General features: G+C 58.9%; 20 protein-coding genes. 8 read left to right on the top strand and 12 right to left on the bottom strand.

Features of this window, described 5'->3' with window-relative positions; translation table 11 throughout:
- The first annotated feature begins 271 nt into the window (after positions 1-271).
- From DU29_RS0100380 to DU29_RS0100360, 5 genes are read left to right on the top strand one after another with little or no spacing between them, the layout of a single operon-like run.
- Positions 272-1312, top strand: a complete 1041-nt coding sequence (locus DU29_RS0100380; RefSeq protein WP_028619906.1) for a DUF5924 family protein — start codon at positions 272-274, stop codon at positions 1310-1312.
- A gap of 42 nt (positions 1313-1354) precedes the next feature.
- Positions 1355-2503, top strand: a complete 1149-nt coding sequence (locus DU29_RS0100375; protein WP_028619905.1) for an ABC transporter permease — start codon at positions 1355-1357, stop codon at positions 2501-2503.
- Positions 2500-3303 carry an ABC transporter ATP-binding protein gene (locus DU29_RS0100370; protein WP_028619904.1) on the top strand — a complete coding sequence of 268 codons (804 nt, stop codon included), beginning with the start codon at positions 2500-2502 and terminating at the stop codon, positions 3301-3303. Before DU29_RS0100375 ends, DU29_RS0100370 begins: the two co-directional genes overlap by 4 nt.
- Position 3304: 1 nt before the next feature.
- The gene (locus tag DU29_RS0100365; RefSeq protein ID WP_028619903.1) at positions 3305-4243 is read left to right on the top strand and encodes an MlaD family protein; all 939 of its coding nucleotides are present in this window, start codon (positions 3305-3307) and stop codon (positions 4241-4243) included.
- Entirely contained in the window at positions 4240-4878 is a 639-nt protein-coding gene (locus tag DU29_RS0100360) for an ABC-type transport auxiliary lipoprotein family protein (RefSeq protein ID WP_028619902.1), read from the top strand. Before DU29_RS0100365 ends, DU29_RS0100360 begins: the two co-directional genes overlap by 4 nt.
- 123 nt (positions 4879-5001) lie before the next feature.
- Here the strand turns inward: DU29_RS0100360 and DU29_RS0100355 are convergent, their stop codons facing one another.
- The 5 genes from DU29_RS0100355 to DU29_RS0100335 all read right to left on the bottom strand — a co-directional run bounded on the left by DU29_RS0100355 (position 5002) and on the right by DU29_RS0100335 (position 9473).
- On the bottom strand, positions 5002-6231 hold the full coding sequence (locus tag DU29_RS0100355; protein WP_028619901.1) for a nucleoside recognition domain-containing protein: 1230 nt from the start codon (positions 6229-6231) through the stop codon (positions 5002-5004).
- 197 nt (positions 6232-6428) lie between these two features.
- Positions 6429-7760, bottom strand: coding sequence for a glutamate/aspartate:proton symporter GltP (gene gltP, locus DU29_RS0100350; protein WP_028619900.1), 1332 nt, complete (start codon positions 7758-7760; stop codon positions 6429-6431).
- Between the two features lie 712 nt (positions 7761-8472).
- On the bottom strand, positions 8473-8937 hold the full coding sequence (locus DU29_RS0100345) for an inhibitor of vertebrate lysozyme family protein (RefSeq protein WP_028619899.1): 465 nt from the start codon (positions 8935-8937) through the stop codon (positions 8473-8475).
- Between the two features lie 2 nt (positions 8938-8939).
- Entirely contained in the window at positions 8940-9104 is a 165-nt protein-coding gene (locus DU29_RS1000000131035; RefSeq protein ID WP_003380232.1) for a DUF1328 domain-containing protein, read from the bottom strand.
- Positions 9105-9185: 81 nt separating this feature from the next.
- The gene (locus DU29_RS0100335; RefSeq protein ID WP_028619898.1) at positions 9186-9473 is read right to left on the bottom strand and encodes a hypothetical protein; all 288 of its coding nucleotides are present in this window, start codon (positions 9471-9473) and stop codon (positions 9186-9188) included.
- Positions 9474-9910: 437 nt separating this feature from the next.
- Between DU29_RS0100335 and algB the strand changes: the two genes are divergently transcribed.
- Together algB and DU29_RS0100325 are read left to right on the top strand one after the other, a co-directional pair.
- Positions 9911-11257 carry a sigma-54-dependent response regulator transcription factor AlgB gene (gene algB, locus DU29_RS0100330; protein WP_028619897.1) on the top strand — a complete coding sequence of 449 codons (1347 nt, stop codon included), beginning with the start codon at positions 9911-9913 and terminating at the stop codon, positions 11255-11257.
- 10 nt (positions 11258-11267) lie between these two features.
- On the top strand, positions 11268-13058 hold the full coding sequence (locus DU29_RS0100325) for an ATP-binding protein (protein ID WP_028619896.1): 1791 nt from the start codon (positions 11268-11270) through the stop codon (positions 13056-13058).
- A 6-nt stretch (positions 13059-13064) separates the two neighbouring features.
- Here DU29_RS0100325 and DU29_RS0100320 read toward each other — a convergent pair whose 3' ends face one another.
- The 7 genes from DU29_RS0100320 to DU29_RS0100290 form a co-directional block, all read right to left on the bottom strand.
- On the bottom strand, positions 13065-14678 hold the full coding sequence (locus DU29_RS0100320; RefSeq protein WP_028619895.1) for an EAL domain-containing protein: 1614 nt from the start codon (positions 14676-14678) through the stop codon (positions 13065-13067).
- A gap of 75 nt (positions 14679-14753) precedes the next feature.
- Positions 14754-15536, bottom strand: coding sequence for an N-acetylmuramoyl-L-alanine amidase (locus tag DU29_RS0100315; protein WP_028619894.1), 783 nt, complete (start codon positions 15534-15536; stop codon positions 14754-14756).
- A gap of 103 nt (positions 15537-15639) precedes the next feature.
- Positions 15640-17673, bottom strand: a complete 2034-nt coding sequence (locus DU29_RS0100310; RefSeq protein ID WP_028619893.1) for a GGDEF domain-containing protein — start codon at positions 17671-17673, stop codon at positions 15640-15642.
- Positions 17670-18548, bottom strand: a complete 879-nt coding sequence (locus DU29_RS0100305) for an endonuclease/exonuclease/phosphatase family protein (protein ID WP_028619892.1) — start codon at positions 18546-18548, stop codon at positions 17670-17672. Before DU29_RS0100305 ends, DU29_RS0100310 begins: the two co-directional genes overlap by 4 nt.
- Positions 18549-18562: 14 nt before the next feature.
- The gene (locus DU29_RS0100300) at positions 18563-19204 is read right to left on the bottom strand and encodes a thiol:disulfide interchange protein DsbA/DsbL (protein WP_028619891.1); all 642 of its coding nucleotides are present in this window, start codon (positions 19202-19204) and stop codon (positions 18563-18565) included.
- A 199-nt stretch (positions 19205-19403) separates the two neighbouring features.
- Positions 19404-20015: a c-type cytochrome gene (locus tag DU29_RS0100295; RefSeq protein WP_028619890.1), complete on the bottom strand. Its 612-nt coding sequence runs from the start codon at positions 20013-20015 to the stop codon at positions 19404-19406.
- A gap of 46 nt (positions 20016-20061) precedes the next feature.
- Positions 20062-20352, bottom strand: coding sequence for a c-type cytochrome (locus DU29_RS0100290; RefSeq protein ID WP_028619889.1), 291 nt, complete (start codon positions 20350-20352; stop codon positions 20062-20064).
- 191 nt (positions 20353-20543) lie between these two features.
- On the opposite strand from DU29_RS0100290, the gene yihA reads away from it, so the two are divergent.
- Positions 20544-21188, top strand: a complete 645-nt coding sequence (gene yihA / locus DU29_RS0100285) for a ribosome biogenesis GTP-binding protein YihA/YsxC (RefSeq protein WP_028619888.1) — start codon at positions 20544-20546, stop codon at positions 21186-21188.
- Positions 21189-21432 lie beyond the last annotated feature (244 nt).

Genomic DNA, 21432 nt, shown 5'->3' with positions numbered 1-21432 from the left:
TGTTGAGTTGGCGTGTTTATCGCCGTCGGTAGCCATCCTGTGCTGCAGGGAATTTTGTGGCGAGGGGATTTATCCCCGTGGGTTGCGAAGCGGCCCTATTCACACGTTTTGCGACTGCTGCGCAGTCGAACGGGGATAAATCCCCTCGCCACAGTAAGTGTTCCATTACGGATTTTGTGTTTGATCAAAGTGACTGCCTCTCCTCGCCACGCCGCCCCACCGGGCGGTACTCTTGCGAGGATTTTCCCTACGACTATTTGTGAATCGCCGAATGCAGACAATGAACGTGTACCTACAGCGCATTCTGGAGTTGATGAAGCGCTACCCAGGCGTCATTGCGCTCGGCGGATTCATCTCCGGGGTCGGCAGTTTCATGCTGGTCGATCGCCAGCAAGGGCTGGCGTCCTGGATCGCCGTCATCATGCTGATCAGCTGGATCTGGCTGATGCTGGAAAACAGCATGACCCGGCTGTTCGCGAAAATTTTCAAACGCGAAATCCCTCAGCCTTTACTGCGTTACGGCACGCAAATGATCCACCAGGAAAGCCTGTTTTTCGTCCTGCCGTTCTTCTTCATCACCACCACCTGGAACAGCGGACAGTTGTTCTTCACCGGCATGCTCTGCCTCGCGGCACTGATTTCCATCATCGACCCGATTTACTACAAATGGCTCGCGCCGAGGCGTTGGGCGTTTTTGGCGTTGCACACGCTGACCCTGTTTGCCGCCCTGCTCACCGCCCTGCCCGTCATCCTGCACCTGACCACTTCCCAGAGTTTCAAACTGGCACTGGGCATTTCCGTGCTGCTGTCGTTTCCCAGCCTGGCGTCGATCTTTCCGATTCGCACGGTGCGTAACGCCGTGGCGATTCTCTGCATCACGGTGGGCATTGGCGGCGTCGGTTGGGTCTTGCGTTCGTGGGTGCCGCCAGCGACGTTGTGGATGACTGATGTTGCGATCAGCACCCAAATGCAGGACCGCACGCCCGGCAAGAGTCTGGACGAGGTCAGCGCCGAACAGATTAGCGGTGACGGCCTGTACGCCTACACCGCGATCAACGCCCCGCGTGGCCTCGACGAGCGGATTTATCACGTCTGGCAATTCAACGGCAAAGAGGTCGACCGCATTGCGCTGGATATCCGCGGCGGGCGCAAGGAGGGCTATCGCGCCTGGACCCACAAGCGCAATTTCCCCGGCAACCCGGCAGGCAAGTGGCAGGTTCGGGTGTTGACCGAAGATGGCCAACTGATCGGCGTGCTGCGCTTCAAGATCAAGGACAGCACACCGGTCAAAGAAAAGTCGGCCGGTTCGTGATATTACCTAACCCTGCGCAACAGCCACGCAAGCACGGAGCGTATGATCAGCAGCCCAATGGCCGGCGATGCCCGACTGGACACAACCAACACTCCCGCGCAATTGCGGATTACGGGTGACTGGACGCTCGCCCATTACGCGGCTCTGAAAATCCTGAGCGAAAAGCTCCACGGCCAATACACCGACAGCACCCACATCGACCTCAATGGCCTCGGCGCGCTCGATACCGCCGGCGCATCGCTGTTGGTGGAGTTGCTCGGTTCCGAGCGCCTTGGTAAATCCGCCGAGCACCCGGACTGCACGTTGTCGGCCGCCGACCGTGCGTTGTTGCAAACGGTGTATTGCTCGATGACCGATTTCTGCGCGCCGATCAAAGAGCCGGAAATCAACGTTGGCATTCAACTGCTGACGCGCATTGGCCGCGCAGTCGATGCCGTCTGGCAAGACACCTTGCAACTGCTCGGTTTCGTCGGCCTGATCATGGAAACCATCGCTCGCGGCTTGTTTCGTCCAAAACGCTGGCGCCTGACGCCGATGGTCGCGCACATTGAGCAGACCGGCCTCGACGCCGCACCCATCGTCGCCCTCCTCACTTTTCTGGTGGGTGCTGTGGTGGCGTTTCTCGGTGCGACGGTGCTGGCCGGTTTCGGTGCGACGATCTTCACCGTGGACCTGGTAGCGTTTTCCTTCCTGCGCGAGTTCGCCGTGCTGCTCACCGCCATCCTCATGGCCGGGCGTACTGCCAGTGCGTTCACCGCGCAGATCGGCTCGATGAAAGCCAATGAAGAAATCGACGCCATCCGCACCCTCGGCCTCGATCCGATGGAGCTGCTGGTAGTGCCGCGTGTGTTGGCGTTGCTGGTGGCGCTGCCGATGCTGACCTTTCTGGCGATGCTCTCGGGGATCATTGGCGGTGGCGTGGTGTGCGCGGTGTCGCTGGATATCTCGCCGGCGATGTTCCTCTCGCTGCTGCAATCGGACATCGGCGTTCAGCATTTTCTGGTGGGCATGGTCAAAGCACCGATTTTTGCTTTTCTGATCGCCGCGATCGGTTGCCTGGAAGGCTTTAAAGTCAGCGGCAGCGCCGAGTCTGTTGGCGCACACACCACGTCGAGTGTGGTGCAGTCTATTTTTGTGGTGATCATCCTGGACGCCATTGCCGCGCTGTTTTTCATGGAGATGGGCTGGTGAGTCGTCAATCCCGAGCGCCCTGCGAGGCGGTGATCGAAGTGCGTGGGCTGTGCAACCGTTTCGGCAGCCAGAGCGTGCACGAGCACCTTGACCTGGACTTGTACAAAGGCGAGATCCTTGCGGTGGTTGGCGGGTCCGGCAGCGGCAAATCGGTATTGCTGCGCAGCATCGTCGGCTTGCGCCAGCCGAGCGAAGGCGTGGTCAAGGTCTTGGGCAAAAACCTGCCGACGCTCTCCGAGCACGAACGCTCACTGGTCGAACGGCGTTTTGGCGTGCTGTTCCAGAAAGGCGCGCTGTTTTCTTCGCTGACGGTGACCGAGAACGTCGCCCTGCCCTTGATCGAGCACGCCGGCCTTAGCCGCGAGGATGCCGAGCATCTGGCTGCGGTGAAACTGGCCCTCGCGGGTTTGCCCCTGTCGGCGGCCGATAAATACCCGGCGTCGCTGTCCGGCGGCATGATCAAGCGCGCGGCGCTGGCCCGGGCCTTGGCGCTAGACCCGGATATTCTGTTTCTTGATGAACCTACCGCTGGCCTCGATCCGATTGGCGCGGCGGCGTTCGATCAACTGATCCTGACCCTGCGTGATGCGTTGGGCCTGAGTGTGTTTCTGGTCACTCACGACCTCGACACGCTTTACACCATCACCGACCGTGTGGCGGTGCTGGCGCAGAAAAAAGTGCTGGTGGCGGACGCCATCGATGTGGTCTCGGAAACCGACGATCCGTGGATTCACGAATACTTCCATGGCCCTCGCGGCCGCGCGGCGCTTACCGCCGCCCAACAGCTCAACGAGGTCTGACATGGAAACCCGAGCCCATCATGTGTTGATTGGTCTGTTCACCGTGATCGTGGTGGCTGGCGCCCTGCTCTTCGGTCTGTGGCTGGCCAAGTCCAGCGTCGACACCCAGTTCAAGGATTACGAAGTCGTCTTTAACGAAGCGGTCAGCGGTCTGTCCCAGGGCAGCGCTGTGCAGTACAGCGGGATCAAGGTGGGCGATGTGGTGACCTTGCGCCTGGACCCGAAAGACCCGCGCCGGGTGCTGGCGCGAATCCGCCTTGGCGGCGACACACCGATCAAACAGGACACCCAGGCAAAACTGGCGCTGACCGGGATAACCGGCACGTCGATCATCCAGCTCAGCGGTGGCACGCCGCAGAGCCCGGCGCTGGAAGGCAAAGACGGCAACCTGCCGACCATCATTGCGTCGCCCTCGCCCATCGCCCGTTTGCTCAATGAGAGCAATGATTTGATAGGGGGCGTGAGCAGCTTGATGAACAACGCCAACCTGATGTTCTCCGAGCAAAACATCGAGCGCATCAGCAAGACCCTCGAACACCTGGAGCAAACCACCGGGACTATCGCCGAACAACGCGGCGACATCCGCCAGGCCATGCAGCAACTGGGCGCCGTCGGCAAACAGGCGTCGGCCACGCTCGAGCAGACGGCGGCGTTGATGCGTAACGCCAACGGTTTGCTCAATGATCAGGGCAAGCAAATGTTCGGCAGTGCCGAGCAGGCGATGAAATCGCTGGAGCACAGCAGCGCGACGATCAACACGCTGCTGACGACCAACAAGGATTCAATCAATAGCGGCATGCAAGGTCTCAACGGCTTGGGCCCGGCCATTCGCGAGCTGCGCGAGACGCTGTCGTCGTTGCGGGCGATTTCCCAGCGACTGGAAACCAACCCCGGCGGTTACCTGCTGGGCAATGACAAGAACAAGGAATTCACGCCATGAAATTGCGCCTCGCTGCCCTCCTCGCTGCTGTTGCGCTGAGCGGAGCCTGCTCGATCCTGCCCGAGTCGCCGCCATCGGATGTCTATCGCTTACCGTCCGCGCATAGCCCTGCGGTTAACAACGGCATGGCGCAGCGCTGGTCGTTGCGGTTGAACAAACTGCAGGCGAGCGAAGCGTTGAACAGCGCGCACATCGCCGTGATACCGCAAGGTGATCTGATCAGCAGCTACGCCGCCTCGCGCTGGAGCGATCCGGCACCGGTGCTGCTGCGCAATCGTCTGCTCGATGGTTTTCAGCGTGATGGTCGGGTGTCATTGTTGAGCACTGATGACAGCAATTTTCAGGCGGACCTGGAGCTGGGTGGCAATTTGCAGGCGTTCCAGACCGAATATCAGGGCAGCACCGCGAGTGTCGTGGTACGCCTGGATGCCTTGCTGGTGCGCAGTTACGACCAGCGCATTCTGGCCAGTCGCCGCTTTGAGGTGAGGCAGCCGCTGAGCGATGTAAAAGTACCTGCGGTGGTGGCCGGGTTTGGTCAGGCCAGCGACCGCTTGACCGCGCAGGTGGTGAGCTGGGCCGTAGAGCAGGGCCAGAAAATCGCCCCGCCCGTCAGGAATACCGCGGAGCCCCTGTAGCAGCTGGCGAAGCCTGCGTCCGGCTGCGAAGCAGTCGCAAAACATACCTTACAGATTCCGTATAACGGCTGACGGCTGCTTCGCCGCCGGACGCAGGCTTCGCCAGCTGCTACAAGGTTTCGGTCAGCCAAAGAACCAGTAGCAAACCCCGATAGCCCCAATCACTCCGGCCAACTCCGCCAGCAACGCACACCCTACGGCATGCCGCGCCCGCTGGATGCCCACCGCGCCGAAATACACCGCCAACACATAAAAGGTCGTTTCGGTACTGCCCTGCACCGTCGCCGCCACCAGTGCCGGGAAGCTGTCCACACCGGACGTCTGCATGGTTTCGATCAGCATCGCCCGGGCAGCGCTGCCGGAGAACGGTTTGACCATGGCCGTCGGTAGCGCATCGACGAAACGGGTGTCCCAGCCGGCCCATTCCACCAAATGCCGAATTCCGTCCAGGCCGAAGTCCAGAGCGCCGGACGCGCGCAACACGCCAACCGCACACAGCATCGCCACCAGATACGGCAGCAGATTTTTCGCCACGTCGAAGCCTTCTTTCGCGCCTTCGACGAACGCTTCGTAGACCTTCACTTTGCGTAATGCGCCGACGATCAGAAACATCATGATCAGACCGAACAGCGTCAGGTTGCCGAGGATCGAGGACAAGCCCGCCAGCGCGGTCGCCGAGAGCGTCGCCAGCAAGGCCATGAACGCACCGAGTGCGAGGGCCCCGGGTATCAGGTACGCAAGCACCACCGGGTCCCACAGCCGCAGGCGTTGCATGAACGCCACCGACAGCAGGCCGACCAGCGTCGAGCAACTGGTGGCGAGCAGGATCGGCAGGAACACCAGCGTCGGATCCGGCGCGCCTTGCTGGGCGCGATACATGAAGATCGTGACCGGCAACAGTGTCAGGGAGGACGCGTTGAGCACCAGAAACAGGATCTGCGCGTTGCTGGCGATGGTGGGGCTGGGGTTGAGCTCCTGCAGCGCTTTCATTGCCTTGAGGCCGATCGGCGTGGCTGCGTTGTCCAGGCCCAGACCGTTGGCTGCGAAGTTGAGCGTGATCAGACCGATGGCCGGGTGTCCGGCCGGCACTTCCGGCATCAGCCGCAAGAACAGCGGCCCCAGCGCCTTGGCCAGCCATTCGACAATCCCGGCCTTTTCGGCAATGCGCAGGAAGCCCAGCCACAGGGTCAAGGTGCCAAACAGCAGGACCATCACTTCGACCGACAACTTGGCCATGGCAAAGATGCTCTCTACCATCGCCGCGAAGATCCCGGCATTGCCGCCGATCAGCCACTGCGCCAGCGCCGATACGGCTGCCACGATGAAGAAGCCAAGCCACAGGCCATTGAGCATCAGTTGAATCCCCCAAAGAATGCGGCGAATGATAGCGGGGTAGCCAGAAACGACAAACCCCGGATTTCTCCGGGGTTTGCATATTCGACTCGTTCCCTTGTAGGAGTGAGCCTGCTCGCGATGAGGCAGCACATGCAACATCTCTGTTGTCTAGTGTACCGCTATCGCGAGCAGGCTCACTCCTACAAGGGGTGGTGTTAATTGCGGGAAATCTCACCCGCCGGCATTGGGTCCTTGCTGCGCCAGTGCGGCAGGGAATTCCAGTAGCGCTCGCCCTTCGCGTCGTCGTACATGCCTTCCCAGCGAGAGATGACCAGCACGGCCAGTGCGTTGCCGATCACGTTCAAGGCGGTACGGGCCATGTCCATGATGCGGTCGACACCGGCGATAAACGCCAGACCTTCCAGCGGAATGCCGACGCTGCCCAGCGTGGCCAGCAACACCACGAAGGACACGCCCGGAACACCGGCGATGCCTTTGGAGGTGACCATTAGCGTCAGCACCAGCAGCAATTGCTGACTGATCGACAAATCGATGCCATACAACTGCGCAATGAAGATGGCTGCAATGCTCTGATACAGCGTCGAGCCATCGAGGTTGAATGAGTAACCGGTCGGCACCACAAAGCTGCAGATCGCTTTCGGCGCGCCGTACGCTTCCATTTTCTCGATCACGCGCGGCAGCACGGTTTCGGAACTGGCGGTGGAGTAAGCCAGTACCAGCTCATCCTTGAAGATGCGCATCAGCTTGAGCACCGAGAACCCGAACAGGCGCGCTATCAGGCCCAGCACCACGAAGGCGAAGAAGATAATCGCGACATAAACCAGGATTACCAATTTGGCCAGCGGCAAAAGCGAGGCGAAACCGAAGTTGGCCACGGTCACGGCGATCAGTGCGAAAACGCCGATCGGGGCGTAGTTCATGATCATGTGGGTGACTTTGAACATGCTTTCCGACACGCCCTGGAACATCGTCACCAGCGGGTCGCGCAATTCCGGTTTGAGGCTCGAGAGACCGAGGCCGAACAACACCGAAAAGAAGATGATCGGCAGCATTTCGCCACGGGCAACGGCGGCGAAGATGTTCGAAGGGATCAGGTTGAGGATGGTTTCGATGAACGCGTGTTCATGTTGAACCTCGGCGGCCGTCGCCTGGTACTTGGAAATATCCACGGTACCGAGGGTGCTCATGTCGATGCCGGCACCGGGGTGGAACACGTTGGCCAGAACCAGGCCGACAACGATGGCGATCGTAGTGACGACTTCGAAGTAGAGGATGGTCTTAAGGCCAATGCTGCCGAGCTTCTTCGCATCACCAACGCCGGCAATACCAACGATCAAAGACGAGATCACGATTGGAATCACGATCATCTTGATCAGACGGATAAAGATATCGCCTGCCGGTTGCAGGACGTTGCTGATCCACCAGGCTTTCTCGGCACTGAAGTGGTTAAGCAACGCACCGATTGCAATCCCCAACACCAGACCGATCAGGATCTGCCAGGCGAGGCTGATTTTTGCCTTCTTCATATCTTTACCCTTACTTGCGTTTGACTCAGGCAGATGCTGGAACTGGAACGCCCGCGGCGAAAAAATTCAGTGCATCTGCCCCCGTATAAGGTGCCCCCGGTTCGCGTTTTGACGGCGTTCTGGCAGGCGAAAAAAGGCGCAACTATTCCGATGCAAGGAAGCGACGTCTAATGCCGTAAACGACTACCCTATGCCGAATCGGCATGAGCTTTTTTGTTACAAAGTCGCGTCCCAAGCGGTTCGGTTACGACATTTCGGCAAACTTCTGTGCCGTGAACCGGCCATATACGGGACTATCGGGTGATATTCAGCTGGCGCGGAAGCGGAGTATTTCGAGACTTTTCAGCTGACACTCAGAAAAAATCACGTTGAAAAACAGCGACTTTTTCTAGATATACGGTCGTAAAAAGGCATCGAAAGAAATGTTCAAGAGGAAAAAACGAGATGAAGCGAGCAGCGCTGCCGAATGGCTCGCTGGGGATATAGCGATTCGGGCATAAGCCCTTCGCAAGTTCGTCGGGCGTATGCCCGGCGAACTCGCGACGCAGCTATTACCTGACCCGGCCCTTGCGCAGGCACTCCCTGTGCCCGTAGGTCACTCCGCCCCTGACACAGGCAGAACATCCCGACCCCTTGGTCATGCGCCAACCTTCTTCAGGTGGCGCATTTTGAAAGAAGCCATGGGGCTTCTCTCAAGTCTTGAATCTTGAAATCAATACCAGTTCGGATCTTTTTTCAGCTGTTCCATCAGAAGCGTCTGCATGCCCTCATCGGGTTTGCCGAGGAACCGATAGTCCGCATGTCGCGTTGGCGACTTGTCGGCCGGCAGTCCTGCAGGCACCTCGACCAGCATTGCGTACGCATCCTTTTTGTCGAAGCTAACGGCTACGATCAAGCGTTTGTTCAGGCAAGTGCTTTGTGTTTCACACAGCGGCCCGACCAAATACTTGTCGCCATCTTCTTCGACTGCATTCATTTGTTGAGCATCCCCGGTCAGGTTCATCACCCACTCCGGCAGCCGCTCTTCATCTTCCACCACGTCTGTCCATGTTTCGCGGTATTGCGGGTCGGCAGTCAACAACTCGTTGACCCGCGCCTGGCCGTCATTGGCCGCCGATGCCATGGCACTGCCGCCCAAAAGCAGGGCGGCTGCCAGCATTTTCAGTGAAACGTTCATCTTCAACCTCGACCGCGACGGCCAAAGAAGAACGAAACAACAAACATCACCAGGAATACGACAAAGAGAATCTTGGCGATACCCGTGGCGGTGCCCGCGATACCACCAAAGCCCAACACTGCAGCGATGATGGCAATGATCAAGAAAGTGATTGCCCAACTCAACATGGTGATTCTCCTTACGTTTCTATTTTGAGGTAATGCTTGTGGTGCTTTTCCCGGCGCCTGCAGCACGCCAAGTGTGTTGATTTAAAAAACCCAGCGTTCCTGATGCGGCATGTCGTCTGCAGATTGAGCCTGATCGACGTCCATCATCCGCATCGAAGTGCTCTCGGCAGCGGTAACGCTGGCGGCGCTGAAGTGGGTTTGCATCGGATGTTGGATCGACACACGTGGCGCTTCTTGCTGCTGGCTCTGCTCCCAGTGCTGGTACTGCTGGACGGCGATCAAAGTGATCAGCAGCGCCAGAACAGCAAACAGACCTTGCTGGATATGCAGTGGCGAGATACGCAATTGGGCGGCACGTTGGCGAGTCATCCTGAAGCTCCTCCCACATCGGGTGAATTTGGTAGAAGGCATCGCTAGGAATGCCTTGGATAACCAGACCATTGCAGCCTGCATGCCAGTTTTTTGTCGATTGTAAAACCTATATAAATCAGTAAGTTGCGAGTGAATAAAAATATCTCTAGGACGCATCCTGCACGATGGTCCTTTTCCTGTCGTGCGTAATGCACGATAAATTTGCAGGAGATTTCATTATTTTTGAATTGCTGACGGTCAGTGGATGTCAGAAAGGGGCTTCAGAGGTTGGCTTTGGGCCGCTTATCCGATAAAAAAACAACAAAATCAGTCGATTAGCCGTAGGGTGCGGAGAGAGCTACCCCGTAGTGGACGAAATCGACCAGAATCAACCATGCAACTTGCCCGATTTTTCCGGGACTAACCAAGATCATTCATTAAGGAGCGTAGGAAAGATGGAATCAGCCACTGAGAATCAAGGCCGCATTCTGCTGGTGGACGATGAGTCCGCCATCCTGCGTACTTTTCGCTATTGCCTCGAAGACGAGGGCTACAGCGTCGCCACTGCCAACAGTGCGACTCAGGCTGAAGCGCTGCTGCAACGTCAGGTGTTCGATCTTTGCTTCCTCGATTTGCGCCTGGGTGAAGACAATGGCCTTGATGTGCTGGCGCAAATGCGGATTCAAGCGCCCTGGATGCGGGTGGTCATAGTCACAGCGCACTCGGCGGTCGATACCGCGGTGGATGCGATTCAGGCGGGAGCCGCCGATTATCTGGTCAAGCCTTGCAGTCCGGATCAGTTGCGTCTGGCCACCGCCAAGCAACTGGAAGTGCGGCAATTGTCGGCGCGTCTGGAAGCTCTTGAAGGCGAAATACGCAAACCCAAAGATGGCCTTGATTCCCACAGCCCAGCCATGAAAGTAGTGCTGGAGACGGCGCGACAGGTGGCCGGCACCGACGCCAACATCCTGATTCTCGGTGAGTCGGGCACTGGTAAGGGGGAGTTGTCCCAGGCCATTCACGGCTGGAGCAAGCGTGCGAAGAAGTCCTGCGTAACGATCAACTGCCCATCCCTCACCACCGAATTGATGGAAAGCGAGCTGTTCGGTCACACTCGCGGCGCATTCACCGGCGCCAGCGAGAGCACTCTGGGGCGAGTCAATCAGGCGGACGGCGGTACGCTGTTTCTTGACGAAATCGGCGATTTTCCCCTCGCGTTGCAGCCAAAGTTGCTGCGTTTCATCCAGGACAAGGAATATGAGCGGATCGGCGACCCGGTCACCCGACGGGCTGATGTGCGGATCCTTGCCGCGACCAACCTCAATCTGGAAGACATGGTCCGCGATGGCCGCTTCCGTGAGGATTTGCTCTATCGCCTGAACGTCATCACGTTGCACCTGCCGCCGTTGCGCGAGCGTCGCGAGGACATCCTTAACCTGGCGGACCGTTTTCTCGCCCGCTTCGTCAAGGAATACGCGCGCCCGGCGCGCGGCTTCAGCGAGGAGGCGCGTGAAGCGCTGCTCGGTTACCGCTGGCCCGGCAATATCCGTGAGCTGCGCAACGTGGTGGAGCGGGCGAGCATCATCTGCCCACAGGAAAAGGTCGAGGTCACGCACTTGGGTATGGCCGAAACCCCGGTCAACAATGCGCCACGCATCGGCGCGGCATTGAGCCTGGATGAGTTGGAAAAGGCTCACATCGGCGCAGTCCTGGCGACGGCGGATACCCTCGACCAGGCCGCGAAAACCCTCGGGATTGACGCTTCAACGCTTTACCGCAAACGCAAGCAATACAACCTGTGAGCCTGCTCCGATGAAACTGGCGATGAAGTTGCGAACACGGCTCTTCCTGAGTATTTCCGCCCTGATCACTGTTGCATTACTGGGTCTGTTGCTTGGGCTGGTTAGCGTGATGCAGATGAGCGCCACGCAGGAAATGCTGATTCGCAACAACTTCGTGACCCTGGATCTGGGGCTCAAGTTGCGCCAGTCCCTGGGTGATCAGCTAATACTCATGTTGGGCGAAAAACCGGATCCTGCGGCGTTTGAGGCGTCTAAACGTCACTACTTTCAGCTGCTCGATCAGGGCATCGCCCATGAGCAAGGTCGCACCGACAGGCAATATGGTTTCGTCCAGGCCAAAGATGATTACCAGAGTTTCCTGAGGGCGCTCGACCAGTCTCGCGATCCGGCTCATGCATTCAGCGGCAATGAAGAACTCACGGCGAAATTCAATATTCTGCGTAACGGCCTGATCATCGAGCACAAGCAAGCGCTGGATAACATCGATGCTACCCAGCGCGAGGCCCGTGATCGCGCACTGCTGATTGCCGGAACACTAGGCCTGGTCGGGCTGGCTGTACTGATCATCGGCTTCATCACTGCCCATGCGATCGCGCGGCGTTTTGGTGCGCCCATCGAGGCACTGGTCCAAGCGGCGGACGATATCGGCCAAGGCAACTTTGAGGTGACCCTGCCTGTGTCTTCCGCAGAGGAAATGAATCAGCTGGCCCAACGCTTCGGGATCATGGCCGAAGCATTGCGTCAGCATCAGGCGACCAATGTTGACGAATTGCTCGCTGGGCAACAGCGGCTGCAAGCGGTGCTCGACAGCATCGACGATGGTTTATTGATGATCGATCGCGATGGCCATCTCGAACACCTCAACCCGGTGGCTCAGCGCCAGTTGGGCTGGGACACCGATCGTCTGGGCCAGGGACTGGGTTCGGCGCTTGAACGTCCCGAACTGGATGCGCAGCTGCATCTGGTACTGCGCGGCGGCACCCTGGAGCGGGCGCCGGAAGATCTCAGTATTGAAGTGGACGGCGAATCGCGCTTGCTGACTTACAGCCTGACCCCGGTCAGCCACACGCAAGGCCATATTCTCGGCGCCGTGATGGTGTTGCACGACGTGACCGAGCAGCGTGCTTTCGAGCGAGTACGCAGCGAATTTGTCCTGCGCGCGTCCCATGAATTACGTACTCCGGTGACCGGTATGCACATGGCATTCGGCCTGTTCCGCGAGCGTGCGCATTTCCCGGCTGATTCACGGGAAGCCGATCTGCTCGATACTGTCAACGAAGAAATGCAGCGCCTGATGCAGCTGATCAATGATTTGCTGAATTTCTCCCGCTATCAGAACGGCTTGCAAAAACTCACCCTGGCGCCGTGTTCCATCGACGAGTTACTGGAGCAAGCACGCTTGCGATTTGCCGAGGTTGCCAGCGAGCGGGGCATTGAGCTGGTGGTGGAAGTGCAGGGGCCCTTGCCGTGGTTACAGGCTGATCAACCGCAACTGGACCGAGTACTCGACAACCTGATCGACAACGCGCTGCGCCATACCGGCACGCAAGGGCAGATTCGCTTGCAGGCCCGGCGTCATGGGGAGCGGGTGATCATCAGCGTCGAAGACAATGGCGAGGGCATTGCGTACGGCCAGCAGGGGCGCATCTTTGAGCCGTTCGTGCAGGTGGGCCGTAAAAAAGGCGGGGCCGGACTTGGCCTGGCACTGTGCAAGGAAATCGTTCAGCTGCACGGCGGGCGGATGGGTGTCTATTCGCGGCCGGGGCAGGGGACGCAGTTCTACATGGCCTTGGCGGTATGAGGCCGTTTACGCTTCGTCATCGATTCGCCGCCCGGCCAGACGCCGACCTCGGGTAATCAGTTCGATGAACTGCACGGCACTTAGCGCATGGGCAAATAACCAGCCCTGGCCGAACTTCACCCCCTCGCTGGTGAGAAAGGCAGCTTGCGCTTCATGCTCGATGCCTTCGGCAATCACCTTGAGCTGCAGCGCCTGAGCCATGTGAATGATGTGTGGCGCCACGCCACTGCTGGCGGCGTCATGCCCCAGCGCATCGATGAAAGCCTTGTCGATTTTCAGACAATCCACCGGCAGCGTCTGCAGGTAGGCGAGGCTGCAATAACCGGTGCCAAAATCATCGATCAGTACCTGATGCCCGACATCGCGCAAGGCTTGCAGGTTTTCCCGGGCCACCACCACATCGACCAGGCCTCGCTCGGTGACTTCGAAAGCGATCTGCCGCGCGGCAACCCGATGCAGTGTCAGCAGGCGCGCCATCACCTGGCCGATGCGCGGCACCATGACGTCACACGCGGCCAGGTTGACCGAAATGTACAGTTGGGGATTGGCCCGCAACAAATGCCCCAGCTGTTCAAGCAGGCGCTGCAAGACGAAATCGGTCATCTGCCGGATCTGCCCGGTGTTCTCCGCCATCGGGATGAACAGGTCCGGGCTGGTCAGCGTGCCGTCCGGTCGGCGCCAGCGCAGCAGGGCTTCAGCGCCGACGCAGTTGCGGCTGTCGAGGTCGAAGATCGGTTGATAGAGCACTTGCAATTCACCGCGGCGTATCGCGCCTGCCAGCTCGGCGTCCAGGGACTGTCGCTGCCGCACCAGCAAAAACACCAGAAAACCCATCAAGCCGCCCAACGCCAGGCTGCCGGGAAGCAGCCACCACCAGACGGTGGGCACATGAGTGCCGGTGCGTGGAGTGATCAGCACCAGTTGGTACTCAGGATTGTTGGTGGGCATGCGGTAAATCAGGCGAGTCTCGGTCACTTGCAGCGCATCGCGATTGTTCGGCGGCCACGATGCAGTAGGCGGCCATCGCTGGGCGGTACCTAACACCGGAATTGCCCGCGAGCCATGGTCGAGCACTACCAGCAGACTGCTTCCCGGGGACAGGTCGACCATATCGGTCAGGTGTCCGCGAGAGGTCGCCACGCGGAAGTTGCCACGCCCGAGCATCAGCGCCGCGCGGTTTTCATCGGGTTCGGTGGTGGTGTTCAGCCAATAGCTGTAGGTCGGCCCCTGGATGTCCGGCGCGCGAATCAGTGACAAACCTTCTTGGCGCGGGCGGTTGGAACAGATGCGCGAGGCATCCATGTAAGCGGCTTCATAGACGAAACGGTAATTGAAGGTGACCTGCTGCAGTGTCGCGATCATCTCGTCATCGCAACCTCGCAGCGGCTGCGCTTCGAGGTCATCCAGGCTCTCGCGTAGCTGACCGAACAATTGCTCGAGTCGGGCCAGAAAGCGCTCGCCCTGGGCGTTCATTTCCTGACTTTCACTCAGCTCGACCTGGCGCATGGCAACAAAAAGACTGAGCGCCATCAGTAACGTTGCACTCAAGGCAGCAGCCAGCATCGCCAAAAACCACGGGCGATAGAACCAGCTACGTAATGTCTCTCGAGCAACAGTCATCTAGGGAATCCGAAGATTTACCAATGAGTTATAGCTGCTGATTGAGAAAACGCCCTGACCGTCGGGCGGTCGTCATTATTTTGTCTGGTTCAGAACTGTCAACAGCGCCGCAGTTTGTGCGTCGGGCATGCCGTCGAAGCGGGCAGGGCGGAAGTGCATTTGAAACGCGGACAACACATGACGGGTGGCGACATCCAGTTCGCCGGTTTGTGGCGTCACATAGCCCAGACGGGACAGTTGCCCCTGGAACCAGCTGATGCTCGGCAGCCCGGTGTTGAACTGTTGTTGCTGTCGCGCCACAGCTTGCTCGTTCGGCCATACACCAAGACCTTCGGCGGCCAAACGCTTCCACGGGAACAGCGGGCCTGGATCGAGCTTGCGCAGGGGCGCGATGTCGCTGTGGCCGATGATGTTGCGGGGATTGATGGCGTAACGTTTGCTGATGTCCTTGAGCAGAACGATCAACGATTGAATTTGCGCTTCGCTGTAGGGGTACCAGAGGCGGCTGCCGTCAGGATTGTCGGTGAAGCCGGGGTTGACGATCTCGATACCGATCGAGCTGGAGTTCAGCCAGGTCCGGCCCTGCCACTCGCTTTCGCCGGCATGCCATGCGCGCAGGCTTTCATCCATCAACTTGTAGATTGTGCCGTTGTTGTCGTCACCGATCAGGTAATGGCTACTGACTTCGCCATGGGTCAACAACTTCAGCGAGCGTTCCAATGAGGCGGAGGTGTAATGCACCACCACGAACTGAATGCGACTGTCGTAATTGACGGAAGCGTGACTGGTGTCGATTTTCGGGCCGCTGGCACAACCGGCCAGCAGGATCAGCGACGTGATGAGAGCAAGAAATTTCATGGCAGGAGGCAGCACGCGAGAGACAGTAATGCAACAGTGTAACGTACCGCTTCGCCGGAGGACGGGCGGCAGGTCGATTTAAATAAAATGGAACACTTTCTCGTCAGCCCGATTCCACCCGGTTGCGCCCCGCGTGCTTGGCGCGGTATAGCGCCTGATCGGCTCGTTTCAGTACGACATCACTGTGTTCTCCAGCCCTGAACGCGGTCAGACCCATGGAAAGGGTGATGGTGACTGGCTCGCCTTTGAAGTGGAATGGGCAGGCTTCAATCGAGACGCGCAGATGTTCGAGAAGCTTGAGGCCGGTGGCTGGAACGGTAGCCGGCAATAACAGGACAAACTCTTCGCCGCCGAAACGAGCGATGAAGTCCGTACCACGCAGGCGTTTGCGCAACACGCTGGCAATAATCTTCAGCACCTTGTCGCCGGCCAGATGGCCGTAATTGTCGTTGATGCGTTTGAAGTGGTCGAGGTCGAGTATGGCCAGCAGAAGGGTGTTGCCGTGTTGCTGCCATTCACTGATTTCCTGCTCGAGCCGCTCGCCCCAGGCGGCGCGGTTTGGCAGCCCGGTCAGCGGGTCGATCAAGGCTTTCTGGCGCTGTTCTTCCAGATGCTCGCGGTAACCCATGGCTTCCTGCTCCATATGGGCCACGCGCTCGGCGAGCCCTTGCAGGCGCACGGCCACTTCCTGCTCGCGCTCATCGCGCTGCTGGCGGTGCTGATCCATCGTGCCGAGCAAACCTTCCAGATGATTTTCCAGCACATGCTTGAGGTCTTCCAGATCGGCAGCTTCCTGCATGCTGCTGTGCAATCCGTCGACCTGTTCGCGAATTTGCGTGTCCATCTCGCGGGCGGCAGAGCGGCTGTCCGCATGCCCGTCGCTGGCGGCACGCAGGTTGCTCTGGAAAGCTTCCAGGCGTTCGTTGAGCTGTTGCAGGTACGCTTCGAATTCATGCTGGCCGCTGTCGGTAATGGCCAGCATCAGGGTGGCTAGATCATCGAGTATCGGCAGCAGCTCGTACCAGTTCAGCCCGTTCTGCAAACGTTCGCGCATGGCCTCCGCTTGCGGCCGATGCCGCTCCGGCAATGACAGGTCGTCGAGCAGGCCCAGCAACGTATCTTCAATATGCTTGGCGACCGAGCTGTAGGACGGCTCGGGCGAATCCGGCAGCGCGTAGAGAATGTCGTGTTCCGCTTGTTCCGGATCGATGGCCGCCAGCGCCTGGGCCATGGCTGGTGGCAGAGGCAAACGGTCGAGAAACAACGCCACCGCCAATTCGTCAGGATTGTCGCTCGGCCGGACGCGCGGGGGCGGGGCGATATCCGGTTGTTCTGCCAAGGCTATGTCGGGCTGGCGCTGCGCAGGTGCAATCGTTGCCGGTTGCAGCGCTTCGACTGCGGGGGCTGGCTCGACGATTTCTGCGGGCGCAAGGGCCTCGGGTGCCGCGGGTCTGGCAATGGTCGCGGCTGCAACCGGCGGCGTCAGGGATTCATCAGTAGATTCCCGGATTGCCGGCGATGGCTCTGGAGTCCGGGCGACAATCGCTTCAACAGGCACAGGTCTGGACGGCAAGGTGTCTGCGACGGTGGTCTGCTGGGCGGTTTCATCCGTTTCGCGACTGCCGAACAAGCGTTGCAGCAATCCCGGACGGTCAGGCTCTGCGGGGGACTCCGCCCGACTCAGGGCCTTACCTTGCAGCCCGCTCAGTTCGCTGAGCAACAGCGGAATTTCGCGGGCGTGGCTGACGCGCTCGTCCAGCTGCTTGGCGAAACTCTTCAAAGGCCGGCTGACTTCGCGGGGCAGCGGCAATGCCTGCAACTGCGTTACCAGCGCAGACAGCGCAGCACTGGTCTGGCTGACGCGGGTTTCACGGCGTTGTTCGGAGTCGAGGACGGCTTTTTCCAGGCGAGGGAGCAGAGCGGCCAGGCCGGCGTCCATGTCATCGGTGCGAATAACGTCGCGCATTTCCTTCATGCATTGATCAACCGCGCGGTCCGTTCCTTCCGCGGCGAGGGTGCTGCGCACGAGCCCGCGGCGCAACAAGTCGAGCCGGGCCTCCCAGCGCCGCTCAAGCTTTTCCTGTTGTTCGATGCTTTTGAGGTATTTTTCTTTCCAGCGCTGTGCTTCGTCGCTCATTCAATGGATCCGCGATGGGCAGGACTCAACGCGGGCAATGCATCGGCCGTGAGCGAACCCGGCAGACGAATCTCTACCGCGACCGGCAGGTGATCGGAAATGGGGTGGGCCAGCACCTGGACCTTTTCAAGGGTCAGTGTCGGGCTCAATAAAATATGATCCAGGCAACGCTGCGGACGCCAGCTCGGAAAGGTGGCTTCCAGTTGCGGCGCGATCAGGCCGAGATCACGCAACGGCGAATTTTGCAGCAGGTCACTGGCGTGGGTGTTCATGTCGCCCATCAACACCTGATGCTTGTAACCACCAATCAGCTCGCGGATATAAGCCAGCTGTATGCTGCGAGTACGTGCGCCAAGTGCGAGGTGCATCATGACCACCACCAGCGCTTCCGGGCCTTCGCCAAATCGCACCAGAATGGCCCCGCGACCTTTCGGCCCCGGCAGCGGATGATCTTCAATCGCCCACGGCCGCAGGCGGCTCAAGACCCCATTGCTGTGCTGGCCAAGCCGGCCGAGATTGCGATTGAGTTGTTGATACCAGTAAGGGAAGGCGCCCAGTTGGGCCAGGTGCTCGACCTGATTGACGTAGCCTGAGCGCAGGCTGCCACCATCGGCCTCCTGCAAGGCGACCAGATCGAAGTCGCCGAGCAGATTGCCGATCTTTTGCAGATTGTCGGCACGCCCGATGTGCGGCAACAGATGCTGCCAGCCTCGGGTCAGGTAATGCCGATAGCGCTCGGTACTGATGCCAACCTGGATGTTGAAGCTGAGCAAACGCAGACGGCCGTCTGCGGGCAGGCCCGTCGATTGCAGATGATGCTCGTTGACCCGCGGATCATGCAGGCCAACGACGCGTTCATTTTTCCAGCGACGCATGGCAGTCGCCGCGCTTAGTTGGTAGCAGCCTTGGTTGCCGCTCGTTCCTGATCGACGAGTTTGTCGGCCAGTTGCAGGGCTTGCTCGGCGCCGCCGGCGGAACCGATGTCAAAGCGGTATTTGCCGTTAACGACCATGGTAGGTACGCCAGTCACTTGATATTTCTTGGCCAGTTCGCGAGCCTGAACCACCTGGCCCTTGATGGCGAAGGAGTTGAACGTTGCCAGGAATTTATCCTTGTCTACGCCCTGCGTGGCCAGGAATTCGGCCATTTCTTCCGGATCAGTCAGTTTCTTCTTTTCTTCCTGAATAGCCTTGAAGACCGCAGCGTGAACCTTGTGCTCAGCGCCCATCGATTCCAGGGTGAGGAACATTTGGCCGTGGGCATCCCACGGGCCGCCGAACATGGCAGGAATACGTTTGAAGTTAACGTCGGAAGGCAGCTTTTCAACCCACGGGTTGATCACAGGCTCGAATTTGTAGCAATGCGGGCAGCCGTACCAGAACAGTTCCACGACTTCGATCTTGCCGGGCACTGCTACCTGAACCGGATTGGCCAGCTCAACATACGGTGCGGCGGGTGCTTCGGCAGCCTGGGCAGTCACGCCGAACAGGCTGGCAGCGACGAGTGCGGCGCTGATGATCAGATTACGCATGCTTTACTCCTGGACAAATGGGGTCGCCTCGCGCGACCTGTTTTAAGACAGGTCATGGCGGGCTTGAGTTCTGTAGTGTAACGGCAGCGGCCACAAAAAAGGGCAGCCTGAGCCACCCTTTTTATACTTGCTGCGACGGATTAATCGAGCGTTAACATTGCAGGAGATGTACATCCCGCTTGACGCTCAGTCGCCAGTCTTAGTGCAGGCCCTGAATGTAGCTGGACACTGCGGCGATATCTTCGTCGCTCAGCTTTTTCGCAATGCTCTGCATCGGTTTGGTATCGCCGTCGTTATTGCGGCCGCCTTCTTCCTTGCGGAAATCGGTCAGTTGCTTGGCGATGTATTGAGCATGCTGGCCACCCAGGTGCGGGAAGCCTGCTGGTGCGTTGCCCTTGCCGTCTGGCGAGTGGCAACCGGTGCAGGAGGGCAGGCCCTTGGCCAGGTCACCGCCGCGGAACAAAGCTTCACCGCGAGCCACCAGTTTCGGGTCGGCGGCGCCCACGCTGCCTTTCTGGCTGGCGAAGTAGGCAGACATATCAGCCAGGTCCTGATCGCTCAGGTTGGTCAGCAGGCCGGTCATTTCAAGTACCACGCGTTTGCCGGACTTGATGTCATGCAACTGCTTGTTCAGATAACGCTCGCCCTGGCCTGCCAGTTTCGGAAAGTTAGGCGCCATGCTGTTGCCATCCGGGCCATGACAGGCGCCACATACTGCGGCTTTCGCCTGACCAGCAGTTGCATCACCTGCAGCATGGGCTACGCCCGAGATCCCCACGGTCAACAGCAGACTCACGATCAATTTGTTCATCAGCTAATCCAACTACGGCTAAGGGTTAAAGAGTTATGGGCCGGGATCACTCGCTCATCCACTGGATGATGGCTTGGTAATCCTCGGCACTGCAGTCCATGCACAAACCACGCGGCGGCATCGCCTTGAAACCCTGGGTCACGTGTTGCACCAGCGTCTCCATACCTTTCGCCAACCTCGGCGTCCAGGCTGCCTGATCGCCCTTTCTGGGCGCCAAGGGTAGTTGGCCGGAATGACAGGCCCCACAAACACGGTTGTACACAGCTTCCGGATCCTGTGTAGCCTGAGCGCTATAAAGCGGCATCAAGACACCGGCAGCTAGCAGCCATTTCGTCATAAAACGACCTTTTCAGGGTTGAGAGCGTTCTGCGTTCTAATGCGCAATCAAGGTCAATCGCTCTCGTGAACTTCATCCTACGCTGGGACAAAGCGCACACAAAATCTGCGGCATTATATACTGGCGTCACTGAAACGGAAACGACACCGCTTGCCGCGTCCATTCCCGGCGCCGCCCACATCGGAAATCCCATGCAACTCAAGAATCCCATCCTCGGCCTGTGCCAACAGTCCACCTTCATGCTCAGTGCCGCCAAAGTCGATCAGTGCCCCGACGACGAAGGCTTTGAAGTGGCCTTTGCCGGCCGTTCCAACGCCGGCAAGTCCAGCGCGTTGAACACCCTGACGCATGCCAGCCTGGCGCGGACCTCGAAAACCCCGGGTCGCACGCAACTCTTGAACTTCTTCAAGCTAGACGATGATCGTCGTCTGGTCGACCTGCCGGGTTACGGTTACGCAAAGGTGCCCATCCCGTTGAAGCTGCACTGGCAGCGTCACCTGGAAGCTTATCTGGGTGGTCGCGAGAGTCTGAAAGGGCTGATCCTGATGATGGACATCCGTCATCCAATGACCGATTTCGATCTGTTGATGCTGGATTGGGCGGTTGCCAGCGGCATGCCGATGCACATTCTGCTGACCAAAGCAGACAAGCTGACCTACGGTGCGGCGAAGAACGTCCTGCTCAAAGTCCAGGCAGACATTCGCAAAGGTTGGGGCGATGCGATCAGCATTCAGCTTTTCTCGGCACCAAAACGACTGGGCCTGGAAGACGCTTACACTGTACTGGCAGGCTGGATGGAGCTGGCAGATAAAGGCGCGGAACCTGTCGCGCAGTAAATCACAGGCAAAAAAAACCCCGGACTTCTTATGGGGAGAGGAAGTTCCGGGGTCCAAGCTCCGGACCGTTAGGGCGGGGTCCGGATATCTGCCAACACTTAACACAACATAGGAGCATTGAACGGCTTCACCAGCCGTCCAGTAACTCTGAGTGAGCGTTCACAGATTTAGTTCCGGAACCTCAGAAACCTTATGAAATAAGCCCGATCGATTTCTGCACTATGCGCGTTGGGTACGGGCGAAG

The sequence above is a fragment of the Pseudomonas sp. Ant30-3 genome (genome assembly GCF_000690905.1).
Taxonomy (GTDB): domain Bacteria; phylum Pseudomonadota; class Gammaproteobacteria; order Pseudomonadales; family Pseudomonadaceae; genus Aquipseudomonas.
Note: the sequence above shows the minus strand (reverse complement) of the source record. Positions and strands in the feature narration are given on the sequence as shown.

Excerpts from the sequence above, each read along its gene's own strand:
- gltP (WP_028619900.1), bottom strand. The coding sequence starts at position 7,760 with ATGAAGAAGGCAAAAATCAGCCTCGCCTGGCAGATCCTGATCGGTCTG.
- DU29_RS0100315 (WP_028619894.1), bottom strand. The coding sequence starts at position 15,536 with ATGAAATTTCTTGCTCTCATCACGTCGCTGATCCTGCTGGCCGGTTGT.
- algB (WP_028619897.1), top strand. The coding sequence starts at position 9,911 with ATGGAATCAGCCACTGAGAATCAAGGCCGCATTCTGCTGGTGGACGAT.
- DU29_RS0100325 (WP_028619896.1), top strand. The coding sequence starts at position 11,268 with ATGAAACTGGCGATGAAGTTGCGAACACGGCTCTTCCTGAGTATTTCC.
- DU29_RS0100310 (WP_028619893.1), bottom strand. The coding sequence starts at position 17,673 with ATGAGCGACGAAGCACAGCGCTGGAAAGAAAAATACCTCAAAAGCATC.
- DU29_RS0100320 (WP_028619895.1), bottom strand. The coding sequence starts at position 14,678 with ATGACTGTTGCTCGAGAGACATTACGTAGCTGGTTCTATCGCCCGTGG.
- DU29_RS0100360 (WP_028619902.1), top strand. The coding sequence starts at position 4,240 with ATGAAATTGCGCCTCGCTGCCCTCCTCGCTGCTGTTGCGCTGAGCGGA.
- DU29_RS0100345 (WP_028619899.1), bottom strand. The coding sequence starts at position 8,937 with ATGAACGTTTCACTGAAAATGCTGGCAGCCGCCCTGCTTTTGGGCGGC.
- DU29_RS0100365 (WP_028619903.1), top strand. The coding sequence starts at position 3,305 with ATGGAAACCCGAGCCCATCATGTGTTGATTGGTCTGTTCACCGTGATC.
- DU29_RS0100305 (WP_028619892.1), bottom strand. The coding sequence starts at position 18,548 with ATGCGTCGCTGGAAAAATGAACGCGTCGTTGGCCTGCATGATCCGCGG.
- DU29_RS0100300 (WP_028619891.1), bottom strand. The coding sequence starts at position 19,204 with ATGCGTAATCTGATCATCAGCGCCGCACTCGTCGCTGCCAGCCTGTTC.
- DU29_RS0100295 (WP_028619890.1), bottom strand. The coding sequence starts at position 20,015 with ATGAACAAATTGATCGTGAGTCTGCTGTTGACCGTGGGGATCTCGGGC.
- DU29_RS0100355 (WP_028619901.1), bottom strand. The coding sequence starts at position 6,231 with ATGCTCAATGGCCTGTGGCTTGGCTTCTTCATCGTGGCAGCCGTATCG.
- DU29_RS0100380 (WP_028619906.1), top strand. The coding sequence starts at position 272 with ATGCAGACAATGAACGTGTACCTACAGCGCATTCTGGAGTTGATGAAG.
- DU29_RS1000000131035 (WP_003380232.1), bottom strand. The coding sequence starts at position 9,104 with ATGTTGAGTTGGGCAATCACTTTCTTGATCATTGCCATCATCGCTGCA.
- DU29_RS0100290 (WP_028619889.1), bottom strand. The coding sequence starts at position 20,352 with ATGACGAAATGGCTGCTAGCTGCCGGTGTCTTGATGCCGCTTTATAGC.
- yihA (WP_028619888.1), top strand. The coding sequence starts at position 20,544 with ATGCAACTCAAGAATCCCATCCTCGGCCTGTGCCAACAGTCCACCTTC.
- DU29_RS0100335 (WP_028619898.1), bottom strand. The coding sequence starts at position 9,473 with ATGACTCGCCAACGTGCCGCCCAATTGCGTATCTCGCCACTGCATATC.
- DU29_RS0100375 (WP_028619905.1), top strand. The coding sequence starts at position 1,355 with ATGATCAGCAGCCCAATGGCCGGCGATGCCCGACTGGACACAACCAAC.